Source organism: Candidatus Poriferisocius sp., assembly GCF_965219815.1.
In the GTDB taxonomy this organism is placed as follows: Bacteria; Actinomycetota; Acidimicrobiia; order Acidimicrobiales; family Bin134; genus Poriferisocius.
This window is the reverse complement of the sequence record NZ_OZ244791.1, coordinates 1,777,562-1,797,578: the sequence shown is the minus strand read 5'-3', so window position 1 is coordinate 1,797,578 and position 20,017 is coordinate 1,777,562. Positions and strand designations below refer to the sequence as shown.

Genomic DNA, 20,017 nt, shown 5'->3' with positions numbered 1-20,017 from the left:
TTTCCGGTCACCCCTTCTTGGAATGCTTGGCTAGCCCCCGAATTCCGCTCCCCAATCCCTGCTCATTGAAATCACGTTATCGGGATTGCAGTCCAGTTCACCCCGCTCTGTGGGATACGCCCGGACGAATTCGTTGTTCTGCACCTGCATCAACATGAAGCAAGGCATGATGTTCTGTGTCGTGGAGTAGTCCGCTGGGCTCCACCAGCCATTCACGTCGAAAGACGTCAGGCTGCGGGCTCCGTCGAGCACCGCTTGGCGGGTGACGGCGTTGGGGCCGCCTTCGGCCACAATGCTGTTGACCACCTGTTCAAAAAGAACACCGCCAGCCCATGAACCCGCAGCCCACGCAGCAGGGAACGGGTTGTCAATGGCCTCCATAAAATCAGCGAGTTCTTGGTTTTGATCCACCTCGTCAAACGGCAGGAACCAAATCCACACGTAGGTGCCTTCCACTACATCACCCGCCTCAAGGAATTTGGGGGTATAGCAGGCCAGTTGGCACATCCAGATCACACCCTCGGCGTCAAAGCCCTGGGCCTCGGCCTCGCTACGCCACTTGATCATGGATTCATCATTGGAACCGGTATAAGCGAAGTTGGAGTTGGTATCCCGCATGACCTGAATGAAGGCGCCATACTCCGACTGGGTGGTGTAACCGCTGATACCGGGCTCACCATCAATGACCACACCGATCTCTTGGAAGGATCGCAGCTGAGGCATGGTCGAGGCGATAGTGGACGGCAGGTCGGAGGGAACCAAATACACGCCGTTGAGATTTGGCTCAGCATTCTCCTGTAACCACTGCACATGGCCTACTTGGCTTTGAACGGCTCGGTTGCCGGACCCGTCGAAGGGACACTCGCTGTTTGGCCGACTAGTAGCAAATGTGACCACTGAGCACTGGTGAGGCGGCTCTGTGGTTATGTACGCAAAGTCGGGAACTCCGATGTCGTTGCCGTGAGCATCGGTGCAAGTCTGCAAATCGGAGGTGTTAAGGGCGAACAGCGCCGTCGTTCCCACCATCGCAAACGCATCTTCGCAAGCCGTCAAGAACCCGTTGGTGGTCTCAGTGGGGTTGATGGCCGAGTCGTGCTCAATGACCTCAATCTGGCGACAAGCCAACCCGCCCTCGGCATTCACATGGTCGGCCCATGCATTGATGCCGTCGATCGACCCCTGGAACAGACCCAGCGACAAAGGTGAGCCGATATCAGCCATCACCAGGACCGAGATGGTGTCCTCGGTAATTCCGATGTCGGTAGCCTCCAAATCGACATTGGCACAGGGGTCGACTTCTGGCTCTTCGGTGGCAACCGGCTCGGCATCGGAGTCGTCCATGTCGTCATCCATGGAGTCGTCCATCTCATCGTCCATGTCGTCATCCATGGAGTCGTCCGTCTCATCGTCCATGTCGTCATCCATGGAGTCGTCCATCTCATCGTCCATGTCGTCATCCATGGAGTCGTCAGGTGCCGCGGTGGGGGCGGCATCTGGCGTGCCAGAACCAGAATCATCGTCGTCGTTGCCACCGCACGACGCGGCGACAAGAGCAAAGACAGCCAACAGGCAGATGATCCAACGGAAGTGCTTCACGGTTCCCCCTTCACAGGACCGGCTCGCTCCCATTCCGCGGCCGGCGATGTAACGGCTGCCATTGTTACTCACTTCTTTACCTCCATGCCAGATGGAAGCAGACATCCCCAGGTTGACCAGACGATGAAGAATTCTCAAGAAAGGCCAACCCTGACTAGCTCAAGCTGTGGACAAGAGTGAGTGAACTTCCTCAATGCGATCCATTATCTCCTGATAGTCGGGGTTGTGGCGGTGTCGGCGGTAAGTCTTGAGGGCCTTGCAGAAGCGCATGCTCCATTGTTGGTCTTGGGGGGCTTTGGGCCAGGCGATGTGGCCTCCCGCGTAACTACACAACACAAGGTCCCCGTCGATTTGGACTCGGTCGTCTATGGCAAGGTGGCCGAGGAGGAGGTCATTGTGGGCCCAGTCAACGAGATCTCCCCAGTCAGCTCTGATGGTGATCTGGGGTTCGGACTCTGAAGCTGGGATGGTTTGCTGGGTACCGTCGGGGTGAAGGCGTATTGCCGCCTCCACATCACCAAAGGGGGTGTCAAGCGCTTCGATGCCCACATCAAATACACCTGTGGTGTGCTGGTCAAGGCCAGGTCGGGCGATGGGGCCAACACCAAATGGATCTGTGGACCTTCCGCCTACAGTCATCATGGTGGCTTCAACTATTTGTAAGCCAGGAAGAAGGCCCAGAAGATCACCAGCGTCTATATGGGAAGGTCGCATCAGCACCAGATCAACATCAGATGCTGCCCGACCCGGGATCCAGCAGGCCAGTCCGTTCTTGTCAAATATCTGCTGGTGGACGACCATCTCACCGCTTGGCCCAGTAGCCCGATGCTCGACCACAAGAGCCGCTCCGTCGGGCGTGCGTTTAGGCACCGGCACCGACTCGAACCACTCAGGTGACCCGAATCGGCGTGGCCCCATCCCCGTCAAAGCAGGTGGTTCAGGCTGTGGGGATGGCATCAAGGATCTTGTCCACGACCTGCTGACGGGGCAGGGCCTGGTCGTAGAACCCTGCTCCGACTCCGTTCAGGTAGACGGCCACGCTGGAGTCACGGGCCGGGTCATACAAGGCGACGCTGTTAGCCAGTCCACCCGCGTGGCCCACTGCGCCAGGCCCGGCGACCTGCGAAATATGCTGCTGGTCAAGGTCGGTCATCAGCCCACCCGCCCACTTGGCGGGCCGCTGTAAAACCGGATCGAATACCAAGGGCCTGTCGTCGTCCAAAAGCTCCCACAGCAGCCCCGGTGACGGCAGTCCCGGCTGGACCACACCTCCCATCACCCGGCCCACCGCGGCCATCAGCCCGGCCGACCCCCGCTTCGTCGCGTAGAGCCAGGTAACCCGCCTAGAAGAAAAAACCGTTTCGCGGGAGGACAGATCCGACAAGGATGCCAATGCACACTGGCTGTGGCTGTATAGGCCGGATTCTACTGGTGGGCGCGGAGGGACTTGAACCCCCGGCCTCTTCCTTGTAAGGGAAGCGCTCTTGCCATCTGAGCTACGCGCCCGGTGAGACGGCCAGATTAGTGGTGTCCAGCGTCGGCGCCCGCACCAATAGCGGCGGGATCGTCGGCGCCGAAGGTGCGGCGCTGGGCCAAGGTCTCGGCGAGCAGCGGAGGGGTGGCGGCCACCACCGGATAGCGCCGCTCGGCCAGATCGTCGGGCAGAAGAGGTCGCCCCCAGGCCTCGCCCATGGCCACCCCGGCTTCGGCGCACACCAGCGCCGCGCCCAGGTAGTCCCAGGTGGAGTGGCCCTCATTGGTGCAATCGATGTAAGCGTCTAGAACTCCCTCGGCCACCGCGGTCATATCCAGAGCAATCGACCCCAGCACCCGGTATTGCCTCCAGCCCAGGTGGCGGGGGGGAATGTAGGTGAGCCCAACCGTGGCCTCCCCCAGCGACTGCTGAGCCGAGGGCCCCGATCCCCGGCGGGGTTCGCCTTCGGTGGGAGGCGCCAGCGGACGGCCGTTCACGGTGGCCCCTTGGCCCCTCACGGCGCGGTAGGCCTTGTTGTTCACCAGGTTGAGCACCAGTGCGGCCAGCATTCCCTCGGAGTCCACTGCGCAAAAGCTGGTGGAGTACCACGGCAGGCCGCGGGCCGCGTTGGTGGAGCCGTCCACGGGGTCGAGCACCACTACGAGCTCCCGGTCGGCGTCGTGCGATCCCGATTCCTCGCTGTACACCCCGAAGCCGGCCTCGGCCAGCACCTCTCGGGCCGCTTCATCGGCGGCCACGTCGAAGCTGTACTGGCCTTCCCGATCACCGGTGAGCTGGCCACCGTCTATCCGGGCCACTGCCTGGGCCACCCGGGCTGCGGCCTGGTCGAAGACGGTCAGAATCCGGTCGCTGTCCACCGGGGTGAAACTAACCGGTATCGGATAGCCAGCACGGTCAATTTCGTGGTGCCAGCCCAAATCGCGAGCGGCGTCATGCATGGCTGTCGGCGGGTAGCGACAGGAGTTCACCGCGTGGCAGTGTGGGGTTCTTGGCTGTCGTCGATATCGCCACCTTCATCGCCGATCTCAAGGACCACGCCGCCGATCACGGCTTCCACGTCCACGATGATCGCCATTTCGTGGAGACCTATTCCATGCGCCAGGCCTGGGAGGTGGATCTGCACCCCGCGGCGGCCTGCGGAGGCCCGCTCGATGTCCACATCACGCTGGAGGTGGACCCCAGGGTGATGCTGGGCTTCGAAGACCACGTGATGGAGCTGCCCGAGGGGGTGGAGCCCACCGAGGACTTCAAGCTGCCCATGGTGGTGTCGTGGAGCCTGCCCCCGCTGCCCGACGGCCCCGACCTGCTGTTGTTGGCCACCGACCTGGCCGGCATCGGCGGCATGGAGCTGCCTCTGGACGTGTCGGCCATCGACGCCTACGCCGCGGTCATCGACGCCCCGGAGCGGAGCATCTCCATTACCGCCCGGGTGGAGGTGTCGATCAGCGGCATGTTCACCGGCCAGGAGTGCCTGGGCGGCGTGATGCCCAAGGTGGCGGAGATCAGCGAGTTCCTCCTCGACCGGGCCCCTGCCTGGCTGGGCGACGTCTAGGCGTATCTGAGGGCACTCACGCTTCTGCCGGCACCGATGGAACCCATCGAGTGAACCGGTGGAAAGTCTCGGTAACGAATCGGTAACATTAAGGTCCCATGGTTCGTCAGCTCAAGATCATCGTCGCGCCGGAAATCGCCGGCAGCGCGCGCAGCTGGCGCAATTTCCCTGGTCAAGTGCTGATTGTGACGGTGGCCGCGCTCATCTACTTCGGGGTGCGGATGATCACCAAAGGCGCGGAGGTCGCCGCGTTCAAGAATGCCTACGACCTGCTGACCTTCGAGTCCACCCTGGGTCTGGACTTCGAGGCTTGGTCGCAGAGTGCAATCCTCGACTACCACTGGGCGGTGACGTTCTTCAACTGGGTGTACATCTGGCTCCACTGGCCGGTGATCATCGGAGCGCTGCTGGTGCTGTACCACTACAACCGGCGCCGCTACACCCTGATGCGCAATGCCATGATCATCTCCGGCGCGCTGGGCCTGGTGTTCTTCGCCTTCTTCCCGGTGGCCCCACCCCGCTTCTTCGACGGTTTCACCGACACGGTTACCGAGCTGTCCACCTCCTACAAGTACCTCCAGCCTCCGTCGGTGGTGAACAAGTACGCCGCTTTGCCCAGTTTCCATGTGGGATGGAACGTGCTGGCCTGCGTGATCTTGTTCCGCACTGTGCGGTCAATTCCGGTGCGGATCTTTGCGGTGGCCTCGCCGCTGCTGATGGCGGTGGCGGTGGTGCTCACCGGCAACCACTGGGTGATCGACGGTTTCGTAGGTACGGCACTGGCCATGATCGGCCTGTACGTGGCCCACCGCCTGGGCTGGCTCACCAACCGCTGGCGGGAAGAGGACGCCGAGGAAGAAGAAGTGGGCCCGGCGGGGATCGAACCCGCGACCGAGCGATTATGAGTCGCCTGCTCTGACCACTGAGCTACGGGCCCGCCGACAGCCTATTGGGCGGGACTCTTTCACTGGTGCTGGTTTGGCTCCGGGGGTGAGACTCGAACTCACAACCTAGCGGTTAACAGCCGCTTGCTCTGCCGGTTGAGCTACCCCGGATCAGCCTGTGATTTTACCCTGCCGACAGACTGGCTCACTCATCCAATACGGCGGCCGAATCCGAATTCCGCCCGCATCACTCATCCAATACGACGGCGAGCACCGAAATCGCCACCAGGGGGACCCCCAGCCACTGCAATCCGCCGAGCTGCTCGTCGAACAAGAACCAGGCCCACATCACGGCCAAGCCCGGGGCGGTCATGTTCAACAGAGAGATAGTCCGGAGCGACACGTACCGGTGGCTGTAGTTGAACGTTAGGTGGGCCACTCCGGCGGTCACCGCCATGGCGGCGGCCACCCCCCAGCTCCAGGTGTCGCTTATGAACAGGGGGTCGAACGACAACAGCGCGATGGGCAGCATGAGGGCGGCGGCGATGGTGGACCAGCCCGCCTGATACTCCAGCGCGGTCAGGTGATTGCGGGCGATGCGGGAAGCCACCAGATAGCCGGAGAAGGACATGACGGCCACCACCGCCAGCACATCGCCGGTGAGCGATCCGCCGCCGCTGCTATCCGAGCGGCCCAGCAGCATCATCACCATCCCGGCGATGGCCACCGGGGTGGCCACGATCACCCGGTAGCTGATCTGCTCCTTGAAGATCCGGCTGGCGGCCCACAGCAAGAAGATGGGGGCGGTGGCGCCGATGACCATGGCGTTGGCTACCGACGTGGTCTTGATGGCGGTGAAGAACGTGGCCCCGTTGACGGTGAACACCACCCCGCCGGCCAACGAGTGGCGCAGCACCCGGCGGTCGAGCCGGCCGCCCCGCAGGTGAAGCGCTGCCACCGCCCAGGCCGCGGCCCCGATCAGCCGCCAGAACGCGAACGGCAGGGCCCCGAACTCGTTGTCGCGAACGAAGACCGGACCCCAGCTGAATAAGAAGACGCCGGTGGCCGCCGCCCACATCCCCAAGCCCATGCCGGACTTGGACGTAGGGGCACCGGCGGTTCCCGGTCCCGAGGCGGGTGGCGAAGAGCTAATGATCGAACGCCGGCAAAACGTGGCGGCCGAGGAGCTCGATGGAAGCCATGACCTTGTCGTGGGGGATGTTGTAGGGCTGTACCGCGCAGAACAGCAGGTCGGTGCCGATCTCCTCATAGCCCTTGGCCAGGCGGATCACCTGGTCGGGATTGCCGATCAGCGCGGTGCCCATATCCACCAGCCCCTCCAGGTTCATGGCTTGCTCGGCCATGCCGCTGTCGAGCATCTCGGTGATCGCGCCGAGGTATTGGAAGTCGTTGAACTCGAGATTGCGGTCGGCCTGCCAGGCGGGCATCGAGGCCGAGAGCTGCAATCCGGCAATGGGGTACCACTCGAACGACTGGCGCCCCACCTCATAGGCCTCCTCGGTGGTGGGCGCGCAGTGTACCATGGTGAAGCTGGCCACCCGGTTGTTGATGCGCCCGCCCACCGGGTTGGCGCAATCGGCGATGGCGCTGCGGTAGATGTCGATCTTGTTCTTCAGGTCGGGCATGGGCACGAACACGCTGAACGACAGCAGCCCCATGCCCATGGAGCCCACTATGTGGTGGGTTTCGTCGCTGCCCGCCGCAGCCCACATTGGCGGGCACGGCTTCTGGAGGGGCTTGGGGATCACCCGGCGCCGGGGCATCGACCAGTACTGGCCCTCGAAGCTGTACTCGTCGTTCATCCAGCAGCCGGCGATGTGCTCCACGGCCTCGGTCCACATGGCCCGGGTCTCGTTGGGGTCGATGCCGAAGCCCTCCAGCTCGGCCCGGCTGTTGGAGCGGCCGGTGCCGAACTCCACCCGGCCGCCGCTGATCACATCCAGGGTGGCGGCCGATTCAGCGGAGCGCACCGGATGGTTGTAGGGCTGGGGAGCGAGCCGCACCCCGTAGCCGATGCGGATGTTCTCGGTGCGGGCCGCGATGGCGCCGTAGAGCACCTCGGGGTTGGAGCAGTGGGAGTACTCCTCCAAGAAGTGGTGCTCCACCGTCCACACACTGTCGAAGCCCATCTTGTCGGCCAGGATGGCCTGTTCCAGCACCTCGGCGTAGGCGCGGCGCTCGCTGTCTTCGTCCCAGGGGCGAGGCACGGGGATCTCATAGAACAGGGCGAACCTCATTGGTTGGACACTCCTAGGAGTCGGAAGCCGAGGCGATCAGGCTCAGCACCGCGTTGGGATCGAGGGGCTGGCGGTTGGGATACACCCCGAAGGGGGCCAGGGCGTCGGCCACCGCGTTGAACACCGCCGGCGGCGCTCCAATGGCGCCGCCCTCGCCGGTTCCCTTGTGCCCGCCGGGGGTGTCGGAGGGCACCACCACATGGCCGCATTCCAGCTCGGGAACCTCGGCCGCGGTGGGCACCAGATAGTCGAGGAAGGTGGAGGCCAGCGGATTGCCGCTCTCGTCGTACACGCAGTGCTCATACAGCACCCCGCCGATGCCTTGCACCACTCCCCCGGCGATCTGGCCGTCGACCACCATGGGGTTGATCAGCACCCCGCAGTCCTCGCTCACCACGTAGCGCAGCAGCGTGACCTTGCCGGTGCCGGGGTCGAGCTCGCAGGTGCATATGTGGCAGGCGTTGGAGTGGGTGGAGGGCGGGGCCTTGTACCGGGCGGTGTGCTCGAGGCCGGCCTCCATGCCCTCGGGCAGCGCGTCGGAGTTCTGGTAGGCGGTAGCGGCCACCTGCGCCATCGTCATCGAGGCCGACGGCGTGCCCTTGACCGAGATAACCCCGTCGGCCACCTCTAAGTCGTCGGCGGAGGCCTCCATCAGGTGGGCGGCGATGGATACCACCTTCTCCCGCACCCCTGAGGCTGCGCCCCGGGCCGCGCTCCCGGCGATGACCGCCGAGCGGCTGCCGCCGGTGCCGAACCCGTAGCCGGAGCCGTGGCCCTGGTGCAAAGTGACGTCTTCGGGGCGAACCCCGAGCTCGTCGGCCACCAGCTGGGCGATGGTGGTCTCCAGGCTCTGGCCGTGCGATCCGGTGCCCATGAATACGTTGACGTGGCCGTCGACCTCCACCCGGAGCATGGCCGACTCGGTGCCCAGAGGCCCCATGCCCATAGACGTGGGCTCTATGTAGAGGGCCATGCCCAGGCCCAGGTAGCGGCCCTCCTCGCGGGCCTTGGCCTGCTCGGCCCGAAAATCTTCGTAGCCGATCATCTCGGCGGCCTGCTCCAGGGTCTGCTCCGGGGAGATGGTGGTCTCGAAAAACAGGCCGGTGGACACCTGATAGGGCAGGTCTTCGGGCTTCAGCACGTTTTGGCGGCGCAGCTCAAGGGGGTCCATCCCGATCTCTCGGGCCACCCGGTCGATCATCTGCTCTCGGGCCACGCTCTCCATCTGCCACGGGCCCCGATAGGCCCCCCGGCCGCAGGTGTTGGTGTAAACCGTGCGGGCCCGCCAACTCACCGGCCCCATCCGGTAGGGGCCGGGATAGAGCATGGTGGCCATGGCGCCGGGAGTAGCGGGGCCGCCCAACGGGTAGGCGCCGTCATCTTCCAGCTGGTCCAAGTCGGCGGCCAAGAAGTTTCCGTTCTCGTCCACCGCCATGGTGACGGTCATCTGCTCGATGCGGGCGTGGTTGGAGGCCAGCAGGTTCTCCCGCCGGTCCTCGATCCACTTCACCGGGCAGGCCAGGAGCTTTGCCGCCACCAAAACCGCCATGTCCTCGCGGCCCAGGAACATCTTCTGGCCGAATCCGCCGCCCACATCGCCGAAGTGGACCACGATCTTGTGCTCGCCGATGCCCAGCACCCGGGCGCCCACAAGCTGCATCTCGTGGGGGCTCTGGGTGGAGGCCCACACCTCCATCACTCCGGCGTGGGGCTGCCAGGAGGCCACGATGCCCCGGGTTTCCATGGGCACGTTGGTCTGGCGGTGCTGGTGCCAGGTTTCGGTGATGATGTGGGCCGCGTTTTCGAAGGCTTCCTGCTGGGCCGGGTTGGGCACGGGCAGGTCGTGGGCCAGGTTGCTGCCCAGCTCGGGATGGACGAGATCGGTAGATTCGGCCGCGGTCTCGTAGTTGACCACCGGGTCGAGCGTCTCGAACTCCACCTCCACCAGATCGAGGGCGTCCTCGGCGATGTAGCGGCTATCGGCCACCACCATCACATAGGGGTCGCCCACGAAGCGCACGTCGCCGTCGGCCAGCATGTTGGCCGGGGGCGCGGGCGACTCGGGCGGATGCAGCGACGCCCGCAGCGAGTCGTTGTGGGAGTTGAGGTCGGCGCCGGTGAAAACGGCGTGGACCCCTTCGAGCGCCTCGGCGGCCGAGGTATCGAGATGGGTGATGGTGGCCCGGGCCAAGTCGCTGCGCCCGAAGGCGGCGTGGAGCATGCCGGGCAGAACGATGTCGTCCACGTAGCGCCCGTGACCGGTGACCAGGCGGGGGTCTTCCAGCCGCTTGACCGACTGGCCGACGTATCTGGCGGCGGCTGCTGTATTGGTCATTGCCCTTCTCCCTTCATGGCGGTAGCGGCTTGGCGGGTGGCGGCCACGATTCCCTGGTATCCGGTGCAGCGGCAGAGGTTGCCGGCGATGCCGTGGCGAATCTCGTCGTCGGACGGATCGGGGTTGGCCTCCAAGAAGGCGGCCACCGACACCACGAAGCCGGGGGTGCAGAACCCGCACTGAAGCCCGTGGCAGTCGCGGAACGCCTCCTGCACGGGGTGGAGCGTCTCATCGTCGGGGGCGAGCCCCTCCACGGTGGTGATATCGGCACCGTCGGCCTGCACCGCGAACAGAAGGCAGGAGCGCACCGCCTCGCCGTCCACCAGCACGGTGCATGAGCCGCACACCCCGTGCTCGCAGCCCAGGTGGACGCCAGTACACAGGGCCTGCTCCCGAAGGAAGTCGGCCAGGGTCAGCCGGGGCTCGGCCGAGCCGCGGCGGTTTCGACCGTTGACCATCATGGAGAGAGAGATCTGATCAGCCATTGCCGGCCTCCTGTGTCAGCTGGGCCAAGGCGCTGGCCAGGATCCGGCCCACCAGGGTGGAACCGGCCCGGCGGCGGTATTCGGCACTGGCGTGGACATCTCCGATCGGGTCCATGTCGTCGGCCGCCAGCCGGCCGATCTCGTGGGGGTCGGCATCGGCGGCCGCGAGCCCCATCAGCGCCGCTTCCACCGACGACGCCCGGAGCGGGGTGGGTCCCACCCCCAGCATGCCCACTGCGGCCCGGTTGATGCGCCCGGCATCGTCGGTGCCGATGCCCACTGCGGCGCCGGCCAGCGCGAAGTCGCCGCTGCGCCGGGCGATCTCGTCGAAGGCGAACCCGGCCGGCTGGTCCCAGGCCGAGAACCGCAGGGCAACCAGCAGTTCGTCGGGGGCCACTGCGGTCATGAAGGTGGACTCGAAGAACTCGGCGGCCGGCACCTCCCGGGTGCCCGATGCCGAGGCGATCTCGGCGGTGCCGTCGAGGGCCAGCATCACCGCGGGATACTCCGACGCCGGGTCGGCGTGGGCCACCGAGCCGCCGATGGTGCCCCGGTTGCGGATCTGGAAATGGCCGATGTGGGGGGTGGCCAGGTGCAGCAGCGGCACCCGTTCGGCCACCGTGGCGTCGGTCTCGACCGCGGCCTGACGGGTCATGGCCGCGATGCGGACGGTGCCGTTGTCGGCGGTCACGCCGAACAGCTCGTCCACCCGGTTCAAGTCCACGATGTGCTCGAAGCGGGTGAGGCGCATGGCCAGCAGGGGCACCAGGCTCTGGCCGCCGGCCAGGGGCTTGGCGTCGTCACCGTGCTCGGCCAGCAGGCTCACCACGTCGGCCACCGATTCGGGAGCGTGGTATTCAAAAGGAGCAGGTTTCACCGCCGGGGACTGTAGCCCGACTGGGCTGCATGAGCGCAGGCCAACCGGCCACATGGGTTTGGCCTGCCTCGTTGCCGGCCCGCCGCAGTAGCGCTTGGCCTGCCCCCATGCCCGAGCGTTCTGGCAGACTTGGGCGATGGCCGACGTAGCCGACGCGCTCCGCACCTATTGGAATGACCGGGGACCGGTGTGGGTGGAGTACCGGGAGAGGCTGGACGCCATGCTCGCCCCCCTTGGGGAGGCGGCGGTGGCCAGGCTGCATCCCGATCCGGGCGAGCATGTGCTGGACATTGGTTGCGGCACCGGCACCACCAGCCTGGAACTGGCCCGCCTGGTGGGTGAGAGCGGACAGGTAACAGGGGTGGACGTGTCGGCGCCCATGCTGGACGAAGCCCGCCGCCGGGCCGCCGATGCCGGGTTGGCCAACACCACGTTCGTGGTGGCCGATGCCGGTGCCCACCAGTTCGAGCCCCGGCACTTCGACGCCGCCTTCTCTCGCATGGGGATCATGTTCTTCGCCGAGCCGGTGGCCGGATTCACCAACCTACGGCGGGCACTGCGACCCGGAGGCCGGCTTACCTTCGTGTGTTGGCGCTCCCCGGCGGAGAACTCGTGGGTCACCGAGCCCGGACAGGCCGTGGCCGAGGTGCTGGGTCCGCCCGAGCCGATGGATCCCGACGCCCCGGGGCCGTTCTCGCTGGCCTCGGCTGATCGGATCAGCTCGATCCTCACCGAGGCCGGACTGGTGGACATCGACATCACCCCCCACGACCTGCCGGTGAACATCGGCGGCGGCACCACTGATGAGCTGGTTCGCTACTACATGGACCTACTGCCCGCCACGGCCATCCCCGACAACGCCGAAGTCCACGTTATCGACCGGGTCAAAGCCGCCCTCGGGGCCATGGTCGAGCGCCGTCGCACCGCCGATGGCATCACCATGGGCGCCGCCGCCTGGCTGGTCAGCGCCCGGGCCTAGCGCTCGCAGCTCTATTGGCCGCGGCGGTCGACGTCAGATTTCAAACCACTGTTGGGCGCGGGTATAGCGGGCGAGATGGTCGACGTTGGTGGTGGCCACCACGACGGCGCCGCGGCCATGGGCAGCCTGAGCGCTTCTGGCCTGCGCGGCCAAAATGACATCCCCGTCGAGGGCGGCCTGGTGGGCGGTGGGCCGGCCGGCGTTGCGGGCATCGGCCCAAAGCAATGCCGCGTCATGCATCACCTCGGTGGTCAGCGGCAGGTACGTGTGGCCCACCCGGAGCTCATCGAGCCGGGCCACACTGGCTTGTCTGCCACCGCGCAACAGCTCGCGTCGGACTTCGTAGTCGGCAATCTCGGGAACGGCAAGCTCATTACCGCCTCCTAGATGTTTCCGGGCCCACCGGTAGACCTGTTGGAATGATTCGGTGGCCTTGGAATTGCACAGCATGCCCAACGGGCCGCTGTCTAGGATCAGCAGCATCTCAAAACGGGCGGCCCTCCGCGCGGCGGGTCTCCGCCAGGGCCTCCATGAGGAAGCGACCGGTCTCCTCATGCTCAGCGGCGTCACCCATCTGGGCCACTCGATCCAAAGCAGCCAGGGCGCGTTTCTTGTATGCCTCGGCGTCCCACGGCTGTTCTTCGTAACGCTCAGCCTTGGTGAAGTGGCGGGCGCCTTTGACCGCGCCCTTCTTGCCCGTTGACTCCCAGCCGAGCTTGGCCATCTTCAGCTTGATGGCCACTCCGACGGCCTGTCGGAAGCGGAGGGCAACAGGGTCGGATTCGAGCACATCGCCGATTTCAGGGTCGTCTTCCAGTATCCGGGCCACTCCGGCCAGCGCGGGCATCCCGTTCAACTCGGCATCAACCAACCGCTGCTCATTGGCCGGGTCGTTGAGCAGCCAGAAGAGCCGATCAGAAGCCTGGGGTCGGGCGTCGAGCTCGACGACGTACTTCGCGGCGTGGGAGTCACGCTTGAAATCGCCGATGTTCAACAAAGCGCATCCCCGCCCGGGAGTCCTGTCCATCGACCCAATTTAGACATCCGATTTTCAGATGTCAACGAGCAACCCTTCGGCCGGCACTCGCCTGCGTTTGGCGGCGGGCCTGGCGTCCGGCGAGAACCGACCACACCACCACCAGCACGGTGGCTGCGGCCATGTAGCCGTGCATCTCCCGCAGCCCGATCTGGTCGGCCAAAACCCCCATCGGGAACGCCACCAGGCTCTGGGCGCTGAACGCGATCATCACCAGGCTCTGCACCCGCCCGTGGTACACCGGCTCGGCCAGAAGCAGCGACATCGACATGTTGGCGGTTTGGAATGTGGTGGCCGCGCCGCCCAGCACGAACAGCACCGGCAGCGCGGCCCACTGGTTGGGAGTGATGGCCAACACGGCCACCCCGGCGGCCACCACGGTCAAGCTGATCACCCGCAGTCGCCAGAGCTGTGTGTTGTCGCGCATCCGGGCCACTTGCAGCGCGGTGACGGTGCCGCCCAGCGCGTTGGCCCCTTGGAGAACGCCCAGCCACAGCACTCCCACCCCGAACACGCTCTCGGTGTACTTGGGCAGAAACGCCTGATAGGGCATGGCAACCAGCAGCATGAGTGCAGTGGAGATCACCACCACCCGCAGATAGGGATTCCGGGCGACATAGCCCACCCCCTCGGCGATCTCCTCCACGGGGCTGCGGGCTTCGCGCTGCTGGGGCCGCGACGAGGGCAGCATGAGCACCGGAATGGCCCCCACCGTGGTGAGACCGGCGCTCAGCAGATAAACCCCGGCCAAGCCGAAATTGGGCGTATCGGCCAGAACCCCGGCGACGAACGGCCCCACCGACTGGGTGCTGGCCACGGTGAGCTGGGTGAGCGAGATGGCGTTGGACAGCAGCTCGCGCTCCACCACCTCGCCGGTCATGGCGATCCGGGCCGGTCCCATGAACGCGAACGACGATCCCTGGATCACCGACGCCACCAGCAGCATCCAGAACTCCTCCAGGCCCAGCACCACCATGATTCCCAGCCACAAAGCGCTCAAGGTGAGAGAGACATGGGAGCCGAGGATCAGCGCTCGACGGGGGAAGCGGTCGGCGGCCACGCCCCCGAACGGGGTGACGGTAACCATGCCGATGCCGAAGGCACCCAGCACTAGAGCAAAGCTGGAGTTGCTGTCGGTGAGCTCGATGGCCAGCCAGCCCCGAGCCAATATCTGCATGCCCACGGCCAGAAACGCCACCAGCCCCGACCACCACAACAGGGCGTAGGCCCGGTTGGACAGCGACGCGAACATCCCGGTGGTGGAACCAGGGTTCACGTCGCTCACACTGCGACGGTACCGGCCATCGGCATTCGACGCGGCACTTGCCGACCGGCTGTCGTAGTTTCAGGCCATGGGTGATCGAGGAACTGCCGAGGAGACCAAGGCCGTGCTGCGGCGGTGGTACGACGAGATGTGGGGGGCGCAGAACCCGGATTTGGTGCCGGAGTTGGCCGGGCCGGTCTACGTCCGCCACGAGATGGGCGGCACCCGCTCGGTGACCGCCGAGGAGTACCAGCAGCAGGTGGCCGCGCTATGCAGCCAGGCCGAGTTCACCGACCTGCGCTACCAGCTCATCGCCGAAGACGACCACGTGGTGGCCATCGGCACCTGGAAGGTGGACGGCAACCAGTGGGACTGGGTGCAGGCCTTTCGGGCCGAGAACGGCAAGCTGGTGGAAACCTGGCTGTCGGGCATCGGCTTCGAGTCGAACTGGGCTCCCGAGGTGATCCGCCCCTGATTGTCTAGTGATGTTCACGCGGAATTCGCGCCTGCGTTGACATGGGTAATGCTGGGGGTGGCAGAGTCTCATCGGCGTTGTGGTGCCGGAGCGCAAGTTGCGAAGTCCAACTGAGAGTTCATCAAGACAAGGGAGCCGACTGATGAAGATCCGCCGTATCGCGTGGGCACTGATCGCCTTGGGGCTGGCCGCCGCCCTGCTGGGTTCGGTCACCGCTGGCGCCCAAGAAGTCGAGACCACCAGCGAGAGCAGTGGCGATCTGCAACTGGTGATCCTGCACCACAACGACGGCGAATCGCAGCTGGTGCAGGCCTCATCGTCCGCCCCTGATTATGGCGGCGTGGCCCGCTTCGCCTCGCTAGTACACCAACTGCGGTCCCAGGCCACCGACGACGGCGCGGCCGTGATCACCATCTCATCGGGCGACAACTTCTTGAGCGGCCCGGAACTGTCGGTGAGCCTCGGCGACGACAGCCCGTTCTACGACGCGCTGGCTCTCAACCTGATCGGCTACGACGCCTTGACCATCGGCAACCATGAGTTCGACCTTGGACCCGACCTGCTGGCCCGGTTCATCACCGAGACCACCACTGCCCCGTTCATCAGCGCCAACCTGGACTTCTCCGGGGAACCCGTTCTGGCCGCGCTCGTCGAGCAGGGCCGGATCGCCCCCTCGACAGTGGTGGAGAAGCAGGGCCGGAGCATCGGCATCATCGGTGCCACCACCCCTGAGCTGACCTACATCTCCAGCCCCCGCAACGTGGCGGTGATGTCCAACGTGGCCGAGATCGTGCAGGCCGAGATCGACCGGCTGACCGGTGACGGCGTGGACATAATCGTGCTGTCCACCCACTTGCAGGCTTTGAGCGCCGAGAGCGATCTAGCTGCTGAGCTCACCGGCGTGGACGCCATCGTGGCCGGCGGCAGCGGGGCCTTGTTGGCCGACGAAAGCACCGTGCTGCTGCCCGGCGACGGAGATCCCTACGGCCCCTACCCGCTCACCGCCACCCTGGCCGATGGAGCCAGCGTGCCCATCGTGACCACGCCGGGCGACTACACCTACGTAGGCCAGCTGATCCTGACGGTGGACGCCGACGGCAACGTGACCGCCATCGACGACACCAGCGGCTTGCGCCGAGTGATCGGCGGCGAAGAAGCCGACGCAGTGGAGCCCCATCCCGACGTGCAGGCCCAGGTGACCGAACCGGTGGCCGCGGCGTTGGCCGAGCTGGCCGCCACCCCAGTGGGCACCACCGAGGTGCCCCTCGACGGCCGCCGCTCTCCAGGCATCCGCACCCACGAGACCAACCAGGGCAACCTGCTAGCCGACGCCCTGCTGTGGAACGGACAGCGGCTGGCCGCTGACTTCGGCGTGCCCGAACCGGCCGTGGCCCTCCAGAACGGCGGCGGGATCCGCAACGACTCGGTGATCCCAGTCGGGCCGATCAGCCTGCTGGAGACCTTCAACATCTCCCCGTTCGGCAACTTGGTGACCGTGATCGAAGACGTGTCGCCCGCTCAGGTGAAAGTGCTGTTGGAGAACGCCGTATCCCGAGTGGAGAGCTCCAGCGGACGCTTCGCCCAGGTGGCCGGACTGAGCTTCGTCTACGACCCGGCCGGCACCCCCCAGGAGATCGGCGAAGACGACACCGTGACCACCGAGGGCTCTCGTGTGCAGTCCATCACCCTGGACGACGGCACCGCCATCGTGAGCGACGGCGCCGTGGTGGCCGACGCCCCCTCAATCGCCCTGGTCACCCTCAACTTCCTGGCCAACGGCGGCGACCAGTACCTCTTCGGCGACGGCACCCGAACCCACCTAGGCCTCACCGACCAGCAGTCCCTGGCCGCCTACATCAGCGAAGGCCTAAACGGCACCATCCCCGCCGCCGATTACCCCGAAGGCGGCCAAGGCCGCATCACCGCGATGACCGCTGAGATGGACGACATGGACGACGGCATGGCTGACATGACTGGCACGGACGAGATGGCCGACGACATGGAAGGCGAGGAACTCCCCGCCACCGGCGCAGAAAGCCGCCTCCTCTTCATCCTCGCCGCCACCCTCATCCTCGCCGGCCTCCTCCTAGCCACCGCCACCCGCAACCGCAAACGCCTCACCATCTAACCCTCAAGACCCAACCCCCGCCCAGGGGTGGCTAGCCCAATCTCAGCTAGCCGCCCCACCGGCGGCCTGGGGTTATGGAGAAACTGTCATAGGCAATGTCCATTATCTAAGGAGCCAGCGGGACTACCGTCAATAACAGCGGTGTAATTCCCTAACCAGCCCCTTAGGAGACGGCGTGCACGAGGTTTACCTCGACTACAACGGGTCAGCACCACTCGACCCAAGAGTGGCCGAAGCCATGATTCCAGCTTTGGAAAGCGGTGTAGGCAACGCTTCATCGGTTCATCGCTTCGGGCAGCGACAAGCAGCGGACGTCGCCGACGCACGCGAGCGAGTTGCCTCCCTCGTGGGAGCCTCCCCATCAGGAGTCATTTTCTGCGCCGGGGCCACCGAGGCAAACAACCTTGCACTCATCGGATTGGCTGAAGGCACTCCAGCGGAACGAACCAGGATTGTGATCTCTGCCGTGGAGCATGCTTCGGTGCGCGAACCAGCCCAATGGCTCCATGAGCAGGGAAAAGCCAAGGTAGATGTGGTTGGTGTAACCCAGGGCGGCTTCGTGGACCTTGATGAACTCGACTCGCTGCTTGGATCCGATGTCTTGGCTGTTTCGGTGATGGCGGCCAACAGCGAAACAGGGGTTTTGAACCCATTAGCCGAAGTGGCGGAAAGGGCAGCCAGCGTCGGTGCGGTCTTTCACTGCGATGCCACACAGCTTGTAGGGCGATTGCCGCTGTCGATGGACGAGACAGCGATCGATCTCATCTCTATGAGCAGCCACAAAATCTGCGGCCCCGGCGGCGTGGGAGCGCTTCTGGGAACCCGTCACTCCATAGCTCGTCTGCGACCAGTTACCCACGGCGGGGGGCACGAGCGAGGGCTGCGGTCAGGCTCGTTGAACGTGGCCGGAATCGTGGGGCTCGGAGCAGCCGCGGAGTTAGTGGCCAAAGAACGAGATGCCGAATCAGCCCGGGTAGAAGATCTAAGAGATCGACTCATCGACGGGTTGAACACGCAGCTCAGCGGAGTAAGGGAGAACGGCGACGCCACCTTGCGGCTACCTAATACAGCCAGCGTGCGTTTCAAGGGGGCCGATGCCGAAGCTGTGGTGTTCAACATGGACCCAGTCGCAATTTCCACCGGATCAGCTTGCAGTTCTGGCTCAATAGAACCGTCCCATGTGCTCCTGGCTATGGGGCTTTCTCGTGACGAGGCCTTCGAGTCAGTGCGCTTCAGCTTGGGACGGTTCACCACCGAGGAAGAGATCGAAACTGCCGTTCAGCAAGCCGTCAATTCAGTGGAATACGTCCGAGAGATGAATGAAGGCGACAACTGATGCGGCTTGCTGAAGCCGCAAAGGATGTGTTTGCCAGACACGAGACCTTCCATCCCCGCTACGGATGGTTTCGCAAGGCTTACACCACAGCGGCAGCGAATGAACGTGGGTTCACAGCCGAAGACGCTCCGGTTGAAATCGGTGTAGGGAAGAACATGGTCCGTTCGATCAAGTTCTGGGGCCTAGCGGCCAAGATCATCACTAAGGATCCTGATTCAGTCAACAAGCGCTCTCCCGACATGATCCCCACCCGATTCGGTCACAGCCTCTTCGGTCCGGATGGGTGGGACCCGTACATGGAAGATCCCGGCACAGTCTGGCTCCTTCACTGGATGCTTCTCGCCCCACCATCGCTGTTGCCTGTCTGGTGGCTTGCCTTCAATGAGCTGCACGCCGTCAACTTCGATGATGACATGCTGGCCGGTGCCATAACTGCCCAGATCGAGGCTGCTGGGACTTGGTCTATGCCTCACCACACCGCGATTGAGAAGGACGTCTCTGCACTGCTCCGCACCTACGCTCCTGCGGTACGAACCTCACGCGCAAGTTTCGACGACCTACTTGACTGTCCCATGCGCGAACTTGGGCTTATTGTCCACTCTGCCGCAACTGGCAATCATCGATTTGTACTAGGGCCCAAACCGACACTGCCTGATGAGATTGTGGCTCTTGCCGTGTTGGACTATCTGTCTCGCTGTCGGCAAGGCGGGCGGACGGTCACCTTGGCACACCTCGCAAACGAGCCAGGCAGCCCAGGACGAGCCTTCAGACTCGGTGAGCAGGACCTCCATGTCGCCCTTGGCCGGATTGCAAAGAAACAACCTTCGATGGAGTTGCTAGCAACTACCGGGGCCCAACAGGTCGCATGGACGACCGATGCCGCCGAGATTGCGGTCGCTGTCCTCAATGACTACTACGAAACGAAACCCGAGGCACCAACCATCGGCCCTGACGGTGACGAACCAGTGGATCGAGATTTGCTACTAGAGCGATCACAAGCAATGTCGAAGCTTCGCGAAGTCAGTGCGCGGCACCGGTCGGAGGCCGGTACATGACCACGCTCGCCCACCATGTGTCCGTGTCAGCGCGCTTCGCTCGCTCCGCGAATCTCGAGCGCGACGTAACTTCGGTCGACCCCCTTGACGGTTACATCGTCACTGCGCGGGCCGTAGATGTTGTGGATCGTCTCGTCACCCGAGCTACATCCAGCGCATCTGGTGGAGCATGGTCAATCACTGGACCATATGGATCAGGCAAGTCATCGCTAGCACTCCTGATAGATGGCGCATTCGGTGAAGATGGCAAGGTACGCAGCAA

At 64.7% G+C, this 20,017-nt stretch carries 19 protein-coding genes and 3 tRNA genes; 7 read left to right on the top strand and 15 right to left on the bottom strand.

The genetic code is table 11. From position 1 onward, the window contains the following. Positions 1–30 precede the first annotated feature (30 nt). From ACOQPI_RS08595 to ACOQPI_RS08575, 5 genes are all read right to left on the bottom strand, one after another. Positions 31–1,596 (bottom strand): ABC transporter substrate-binding protein, encoded by a 1,566-nt coding sequence (locus tag ACOQPI_RS08595; RefSeq protein ID WP_420619242.1) that lies wholly within the window; start codon positions 1,594–1,596, stop codon positions 31–33. A gap of 159 nt (positions 1,597–1,755) precedes the next feature. Beyond that, the gene (locus tag ACOQPI_RS08590; protein WP_420619241.1) at positions 1,756–2,397 is read right to left on the bottom strand and encodes a hypothetical protein; all 642 of its coding nucleotides are present in this window, start codon (positions 2,395–2,397) and stop codon (positions 1,756–1,758) included. A gap of 136 nt (positions 2,398–2,533) precedes the next feature. After that, a complete protein-coding gene (locus tag ACOQPI_RS08585) occupies positions 2,534–2,989 on the bottom strand; it encodes a hypothetical protein (protein WP_420619240.1) in 456 nt (151 codons plus the stop codon). Between the two features lie 36 nt (positions 2,990–3,025). Continuing rightward, positions 3,026–3,102 (bottom strand) — tRNA-Val (locus tag ACOQPI_RS08580). Positions 3,103–3,117: 15 nt separating this feature from the next. Further along, on the bottom strand, positions 3,118–4,029 hold the full coding sequence (locus ACOQPI_RS08575) for an inositol monophosphatase family protein (RefSeq protein ID WP_420619239.1): 912 nt from the start codon (positions 4,027–4,029) through the stop codon (positions 3,118–3,120). 50 nt (positions 4,030–4,079) lie between these two features. Here ACOQPI_RS08575 and ACOQPI_RS08570 point away from each other — a divergent pair, with 50 nt between their 5' ends. Beyond that, a complete protein-coding gene (locus tag ACOQPI_RS08570; protein ID WP_420619238.1) occupies positions 4,080–4,643 on the top strand; it encodes a hypothetical protein in 564 nt (187 codons plus the stop codon). A gap of 98 nt (positions 4,644–4,741) precedes the next feature. After that, positions 4,742–5,548, top strand: coding sequence for a phosphatase PAP2 family protein (locus ACOQPI_RS08565; protein ID WP_420621011.1), 807 nt, complete (start codon positions 4,742–4,744; stop codon positions 5,546–5,548). Here the strand turns inward: ACOQPI_RS08565 and ACOQPI_RS08560 are convergent. The 7 genes from ACOQPI_RS08560 to ACOQPI_RS08530 form a co-directional block, all read right to left on the bottom strand. Beyond that, positions 5,508–5,580, bottom strand: a tRNA-Ile gene (locus ACOQPI_RS08560). The two genes, ACOQPI_RS08565 and ACOQPI_RS08560, sit on opposite strands and share 41 nt — an antisense overlap. Before the next feature lie 42 nt (positions 5,581–5,622). Beyond that, positions 5,623–5,698, bottom strand: a tRNA-Asn gene (locus ACOQPI_RS08555). 76 nt (positions 5,699–5,774) lie between these two features. After that, positions 5,775–6,617 (bottom strand): DMT family transporter, encoded by an 843-nt coding sequence (locus ACOQPI_RS08550; protein WP_420619237.1) that lies wholly within the window; start codon positions 6,615–6,617, stop codon positions 5,775–5,777. A 58-nt stretch (positions 6,618–6,675) separates the two neighbouring features. After that, complete coding sequence (locus tag ACOQPI_RS08545; protein ID WP_420619236.1) at positions 6,676–7,785, bottom strand: LLM class flavin-dependent oxidoreductase; 1,110 nt, start codon at positions 7,783–7,785, stop codon at positions 6,676–6,678. 13 nt (positions 7,786–7,798) lie between these two features. Continuing rightward, positions 7,799–10,120 carry a xanthine dehydrogenase family protein molybdopterin-binding subunit gene (locus tag ACOQPI_RS08540; protein ID WP_420619235.1) on the bottom strand — a complete coding sequence of 774 codons (2,322 nt, stop codon included), beginning with the start codon at positions 10,118–10,120 and terminating at the stop codon, positions 7,799–7,801. After that, positions 10,117–10,605, bottom strand: a complete 489-nt coding sequence (locus ACOQPI_RS08535; protein WP_420619234.1) for a (2Fe-2S)-binding protein — start codon at positions 10,603–10,605, stop codon at positions 10,117–10,119. Before ACOQPI_RS08535 ends, ACOQPI_RS08540 begins: the two co-directional genes overlap by 4 nt. Further along, positions 10,598–11,482: an FAD binding domain-containing protein gene (locus tag ACOQPI_RS08530; protein WP_420619233.1), complete on the bottom strand. Its 885-nt coding sequence runs from the start codon at positions 11,480–11,482 to the stop codon at positions 10,598–10,600. Before ACOQPI_RS08530 ends, ACOQPI_RS08535 begins: the two co-directional genes overlap by 8 nt. 136 nt (positions 11,483–11,618) lie before the next feature. On the opposite strand from ACOQPI_RS08530, the gene ACOQPI_RS08525 reads away from it, so the two are divergent. Then, on the top strand, positions 11,619–12,461 hold the full coding sequence (locus ACOQPI_RS08525) for a class I SAM-dependent methyltransferase (RefSeq protein WP_420619232.1): 843 nt from the start codon (positions 11,619–11,621) through the stop codon (positions 12,459–12,461). Positions 12,462–12,494: 33 nt separating this feature from the next. Here ACOQPI_RS08525 and ACOQPI_RS08520 read toward each other — a convergent pair whose 3' ends face one another. The 3 genes from ACOQPI_RS08520 to ACOQPI_RS08510 are packed head-to-tail and all read right to left on the bottom strand — an operon-like array spanning position 12,495 to position 14,782. Continuing rightward, entirely contained in the window at positions 12,495–12,944 is a 450-nt protein-coding gene (locus ACOQPI_RS08520; protein ID WP_419850438.1) for a nucleic acid-binding protein, read from the bottom strand. 1 nt (position 12,945) lies between these two features. Beyond that, positions 12,946–13,488, bottom strand: coding sequence for a hypothetical protein (locus ACOQPI_RS08515; protein ID WP_420619231.1), 543 nt, complete (start codon positions 13,486–13,488; stop codon positions 12,946–12,948). 31 nt (positions 13,489–13,519) lie between these two features. Then, on the bottom strand, positions 13,520–14,782 hold the full coding sequence (locus tag ACOQPI_RS08510) for an MFS transporter (protein WP_420619230.1): 1,263 nt from the start codon (positions 14,780–14,782) through the stop codon (positions 13,520–13,522). Between the two features lie 67 nt (positions 14,783–14,849). Here ACOQPI_RS08510 and ACOQPI_RS08505 point away from each other — a divergent pair, with 67 nt between their 5' ends. From ACOQPI_RS08505 to ACOQPI_RS08490, 4 genes are all read left to right on the top strand, one after another. Beyond that, positions 14,850–15,236: a nuclear transport factor 2 family protein gene (locus tag ACOQPI_RS08505; protein WP_420619229.1), complete on the top strand. Its 387-nt coding sequence runs from the start codon at positions 14,850–14,852 to the stop codon at positions 15,234–15,236. Positions 15,237–15,378: 142 nt separating this feature from the next. Then, positions 15,379–17,364: a 5'-nucleotidase C-terminal domain-containing protein gene (locus ACOQPI_RS08500; RefSeq protein WP_420619228.1), complete on the top strand. Its 1,986-nt coding sequence runs from the start codon at positions 15,379–15,381 to the stop codon at positions 17,362–17,364. 175 nt (positions 17,365–17,539) lie between these two features. Next, the gene (locus tag ACOQPI_RS08495; protein WP_420619227.1) at positions 17,540–18,700 is read left to right on the top strand and encodes a cysteine desulfurase family protein; all 1,161 of its coding nucleotides are present in this window, start codon (positions 17,540–17,542) and stop codon (positions 18,698–18,700) included. Beyond that, entirely contained in the window at positions 18,700–19,755 is a 1,056-nt protein-coding gene (locus ACOQPI_RS08490; protein ID WP_420619226.1) for a DUF4007 family protein, read from the top strand. The genes ACOQPI_RS08495 and ACOQPI_RS08490 overlap by 1 nt, the downstream gene beginning before the upstream one ends. Positions 19,756–20,017 lie beyond the last annotated feature (262 nt).

What these genes read in the sequence shown, in the direction of transcription:
- ACOQPI_RS08590 (WP_420619241.1), bottom strand. Translation starts at nt 2,397, where the DNA reads ATGGTCGTCCACCAGCAGATATTTGACAAGAACGGACTGGCCTGCTGG.
- ACOQPI_RS08575 (WP_420619239.1), bottom strand. Translation starts at nt 4,029, where the DNA reads ATGCATGACGCCGCTCGCGATTTGGGCTGGCACCACGAAATTGACCGT.
- ACOQPI_RS08565 (WP_420621011.1), top strand. Translation starts at nt 4,742, where the DNA reads ATGGTTCGTCAGCTCAAGATCATCGTCGCGCCGGAAATCGCCGGCAGC.
- ACOQPI_RS08550 (WP_420619237.1), bottom strand. Translation starts at nt 6,617, where the DNA reads ATGGGCTTGGGGATGTGGGCGGCGGCCACCGGCGTCTTCTTATTCAGC.
- ACOQPI_RS08545 (WP_420619236.1), bottom strand. Translation starts at nt 7,785, where the DNA reads ATGAGGTTCGCCCTGTTCTATGAGATCCCCGTGCCTCGCCCCTGGGAC.
- ACOQPI_RS08540 (WP_420619235.1), bottom strand. Translation starts at nt 10,120, where the DNA reads ATGACCAATACAGCAGCCGCCGCCAGATACGTCGGCCAGTCGGTCAAG.
- ACOQPI_RS08535 (WP_420619234.1), bottom strand. Translation starts at nt 10,605, where the DNA reads ATGGCTGATCAGATCTCTCTCTCCATGATGGTCAACGGTCGAAACCGC.
- ACOQPI_RS08525 (WP_420619232.1), top strand. Translation starts at nt 11,619, where the DNA reads ATGGCCGACGTAGCCGACGCGCTCCGCACCTATTGGAATGACCGGGGA.
- ACOQPI_RS08520 (WP_419850438.1), bottom strand. Translation starts at nt 12,944, where the DNA reads ATGCTGCTGATCCTAGACAGCGGCCCGTTGGGCATGCTGTGCAATTCC.
- ACOQPI_RS08515 (WP_420619231.1), bottom strand. Translation starts at nt 13,488, where the DNA reads ATGGACAGGACTCCCGGGCGGGGATGCGCTTTGTTGAACATCGGCGAT.
- ACOQPI_RS08505 (WP_420619229.1), top strand. Translation starts at nt 14,850, where the DNA reads ATGGGTGATCGAGGAACTGCCGAGGAGACCAAGGCCGTGCTGCGGCGG.
- ACOQPI_RS08500 (WP_420619228.1), top strand. Translation starts at nt 15,379, where the DNA reads ATGAAGATCCGCCGTATCGCGTGGGCACTGATCGCCTTGGGGCTGGCC.
- ACOQPI_RS08490 (WP_420619226.1), top strand. Translation starts at nt 18,700, where the DNA reads ATGCGGCTTGCTGAAGCCGCAAAGGATGTGTTTGCCAGACACGAGACC.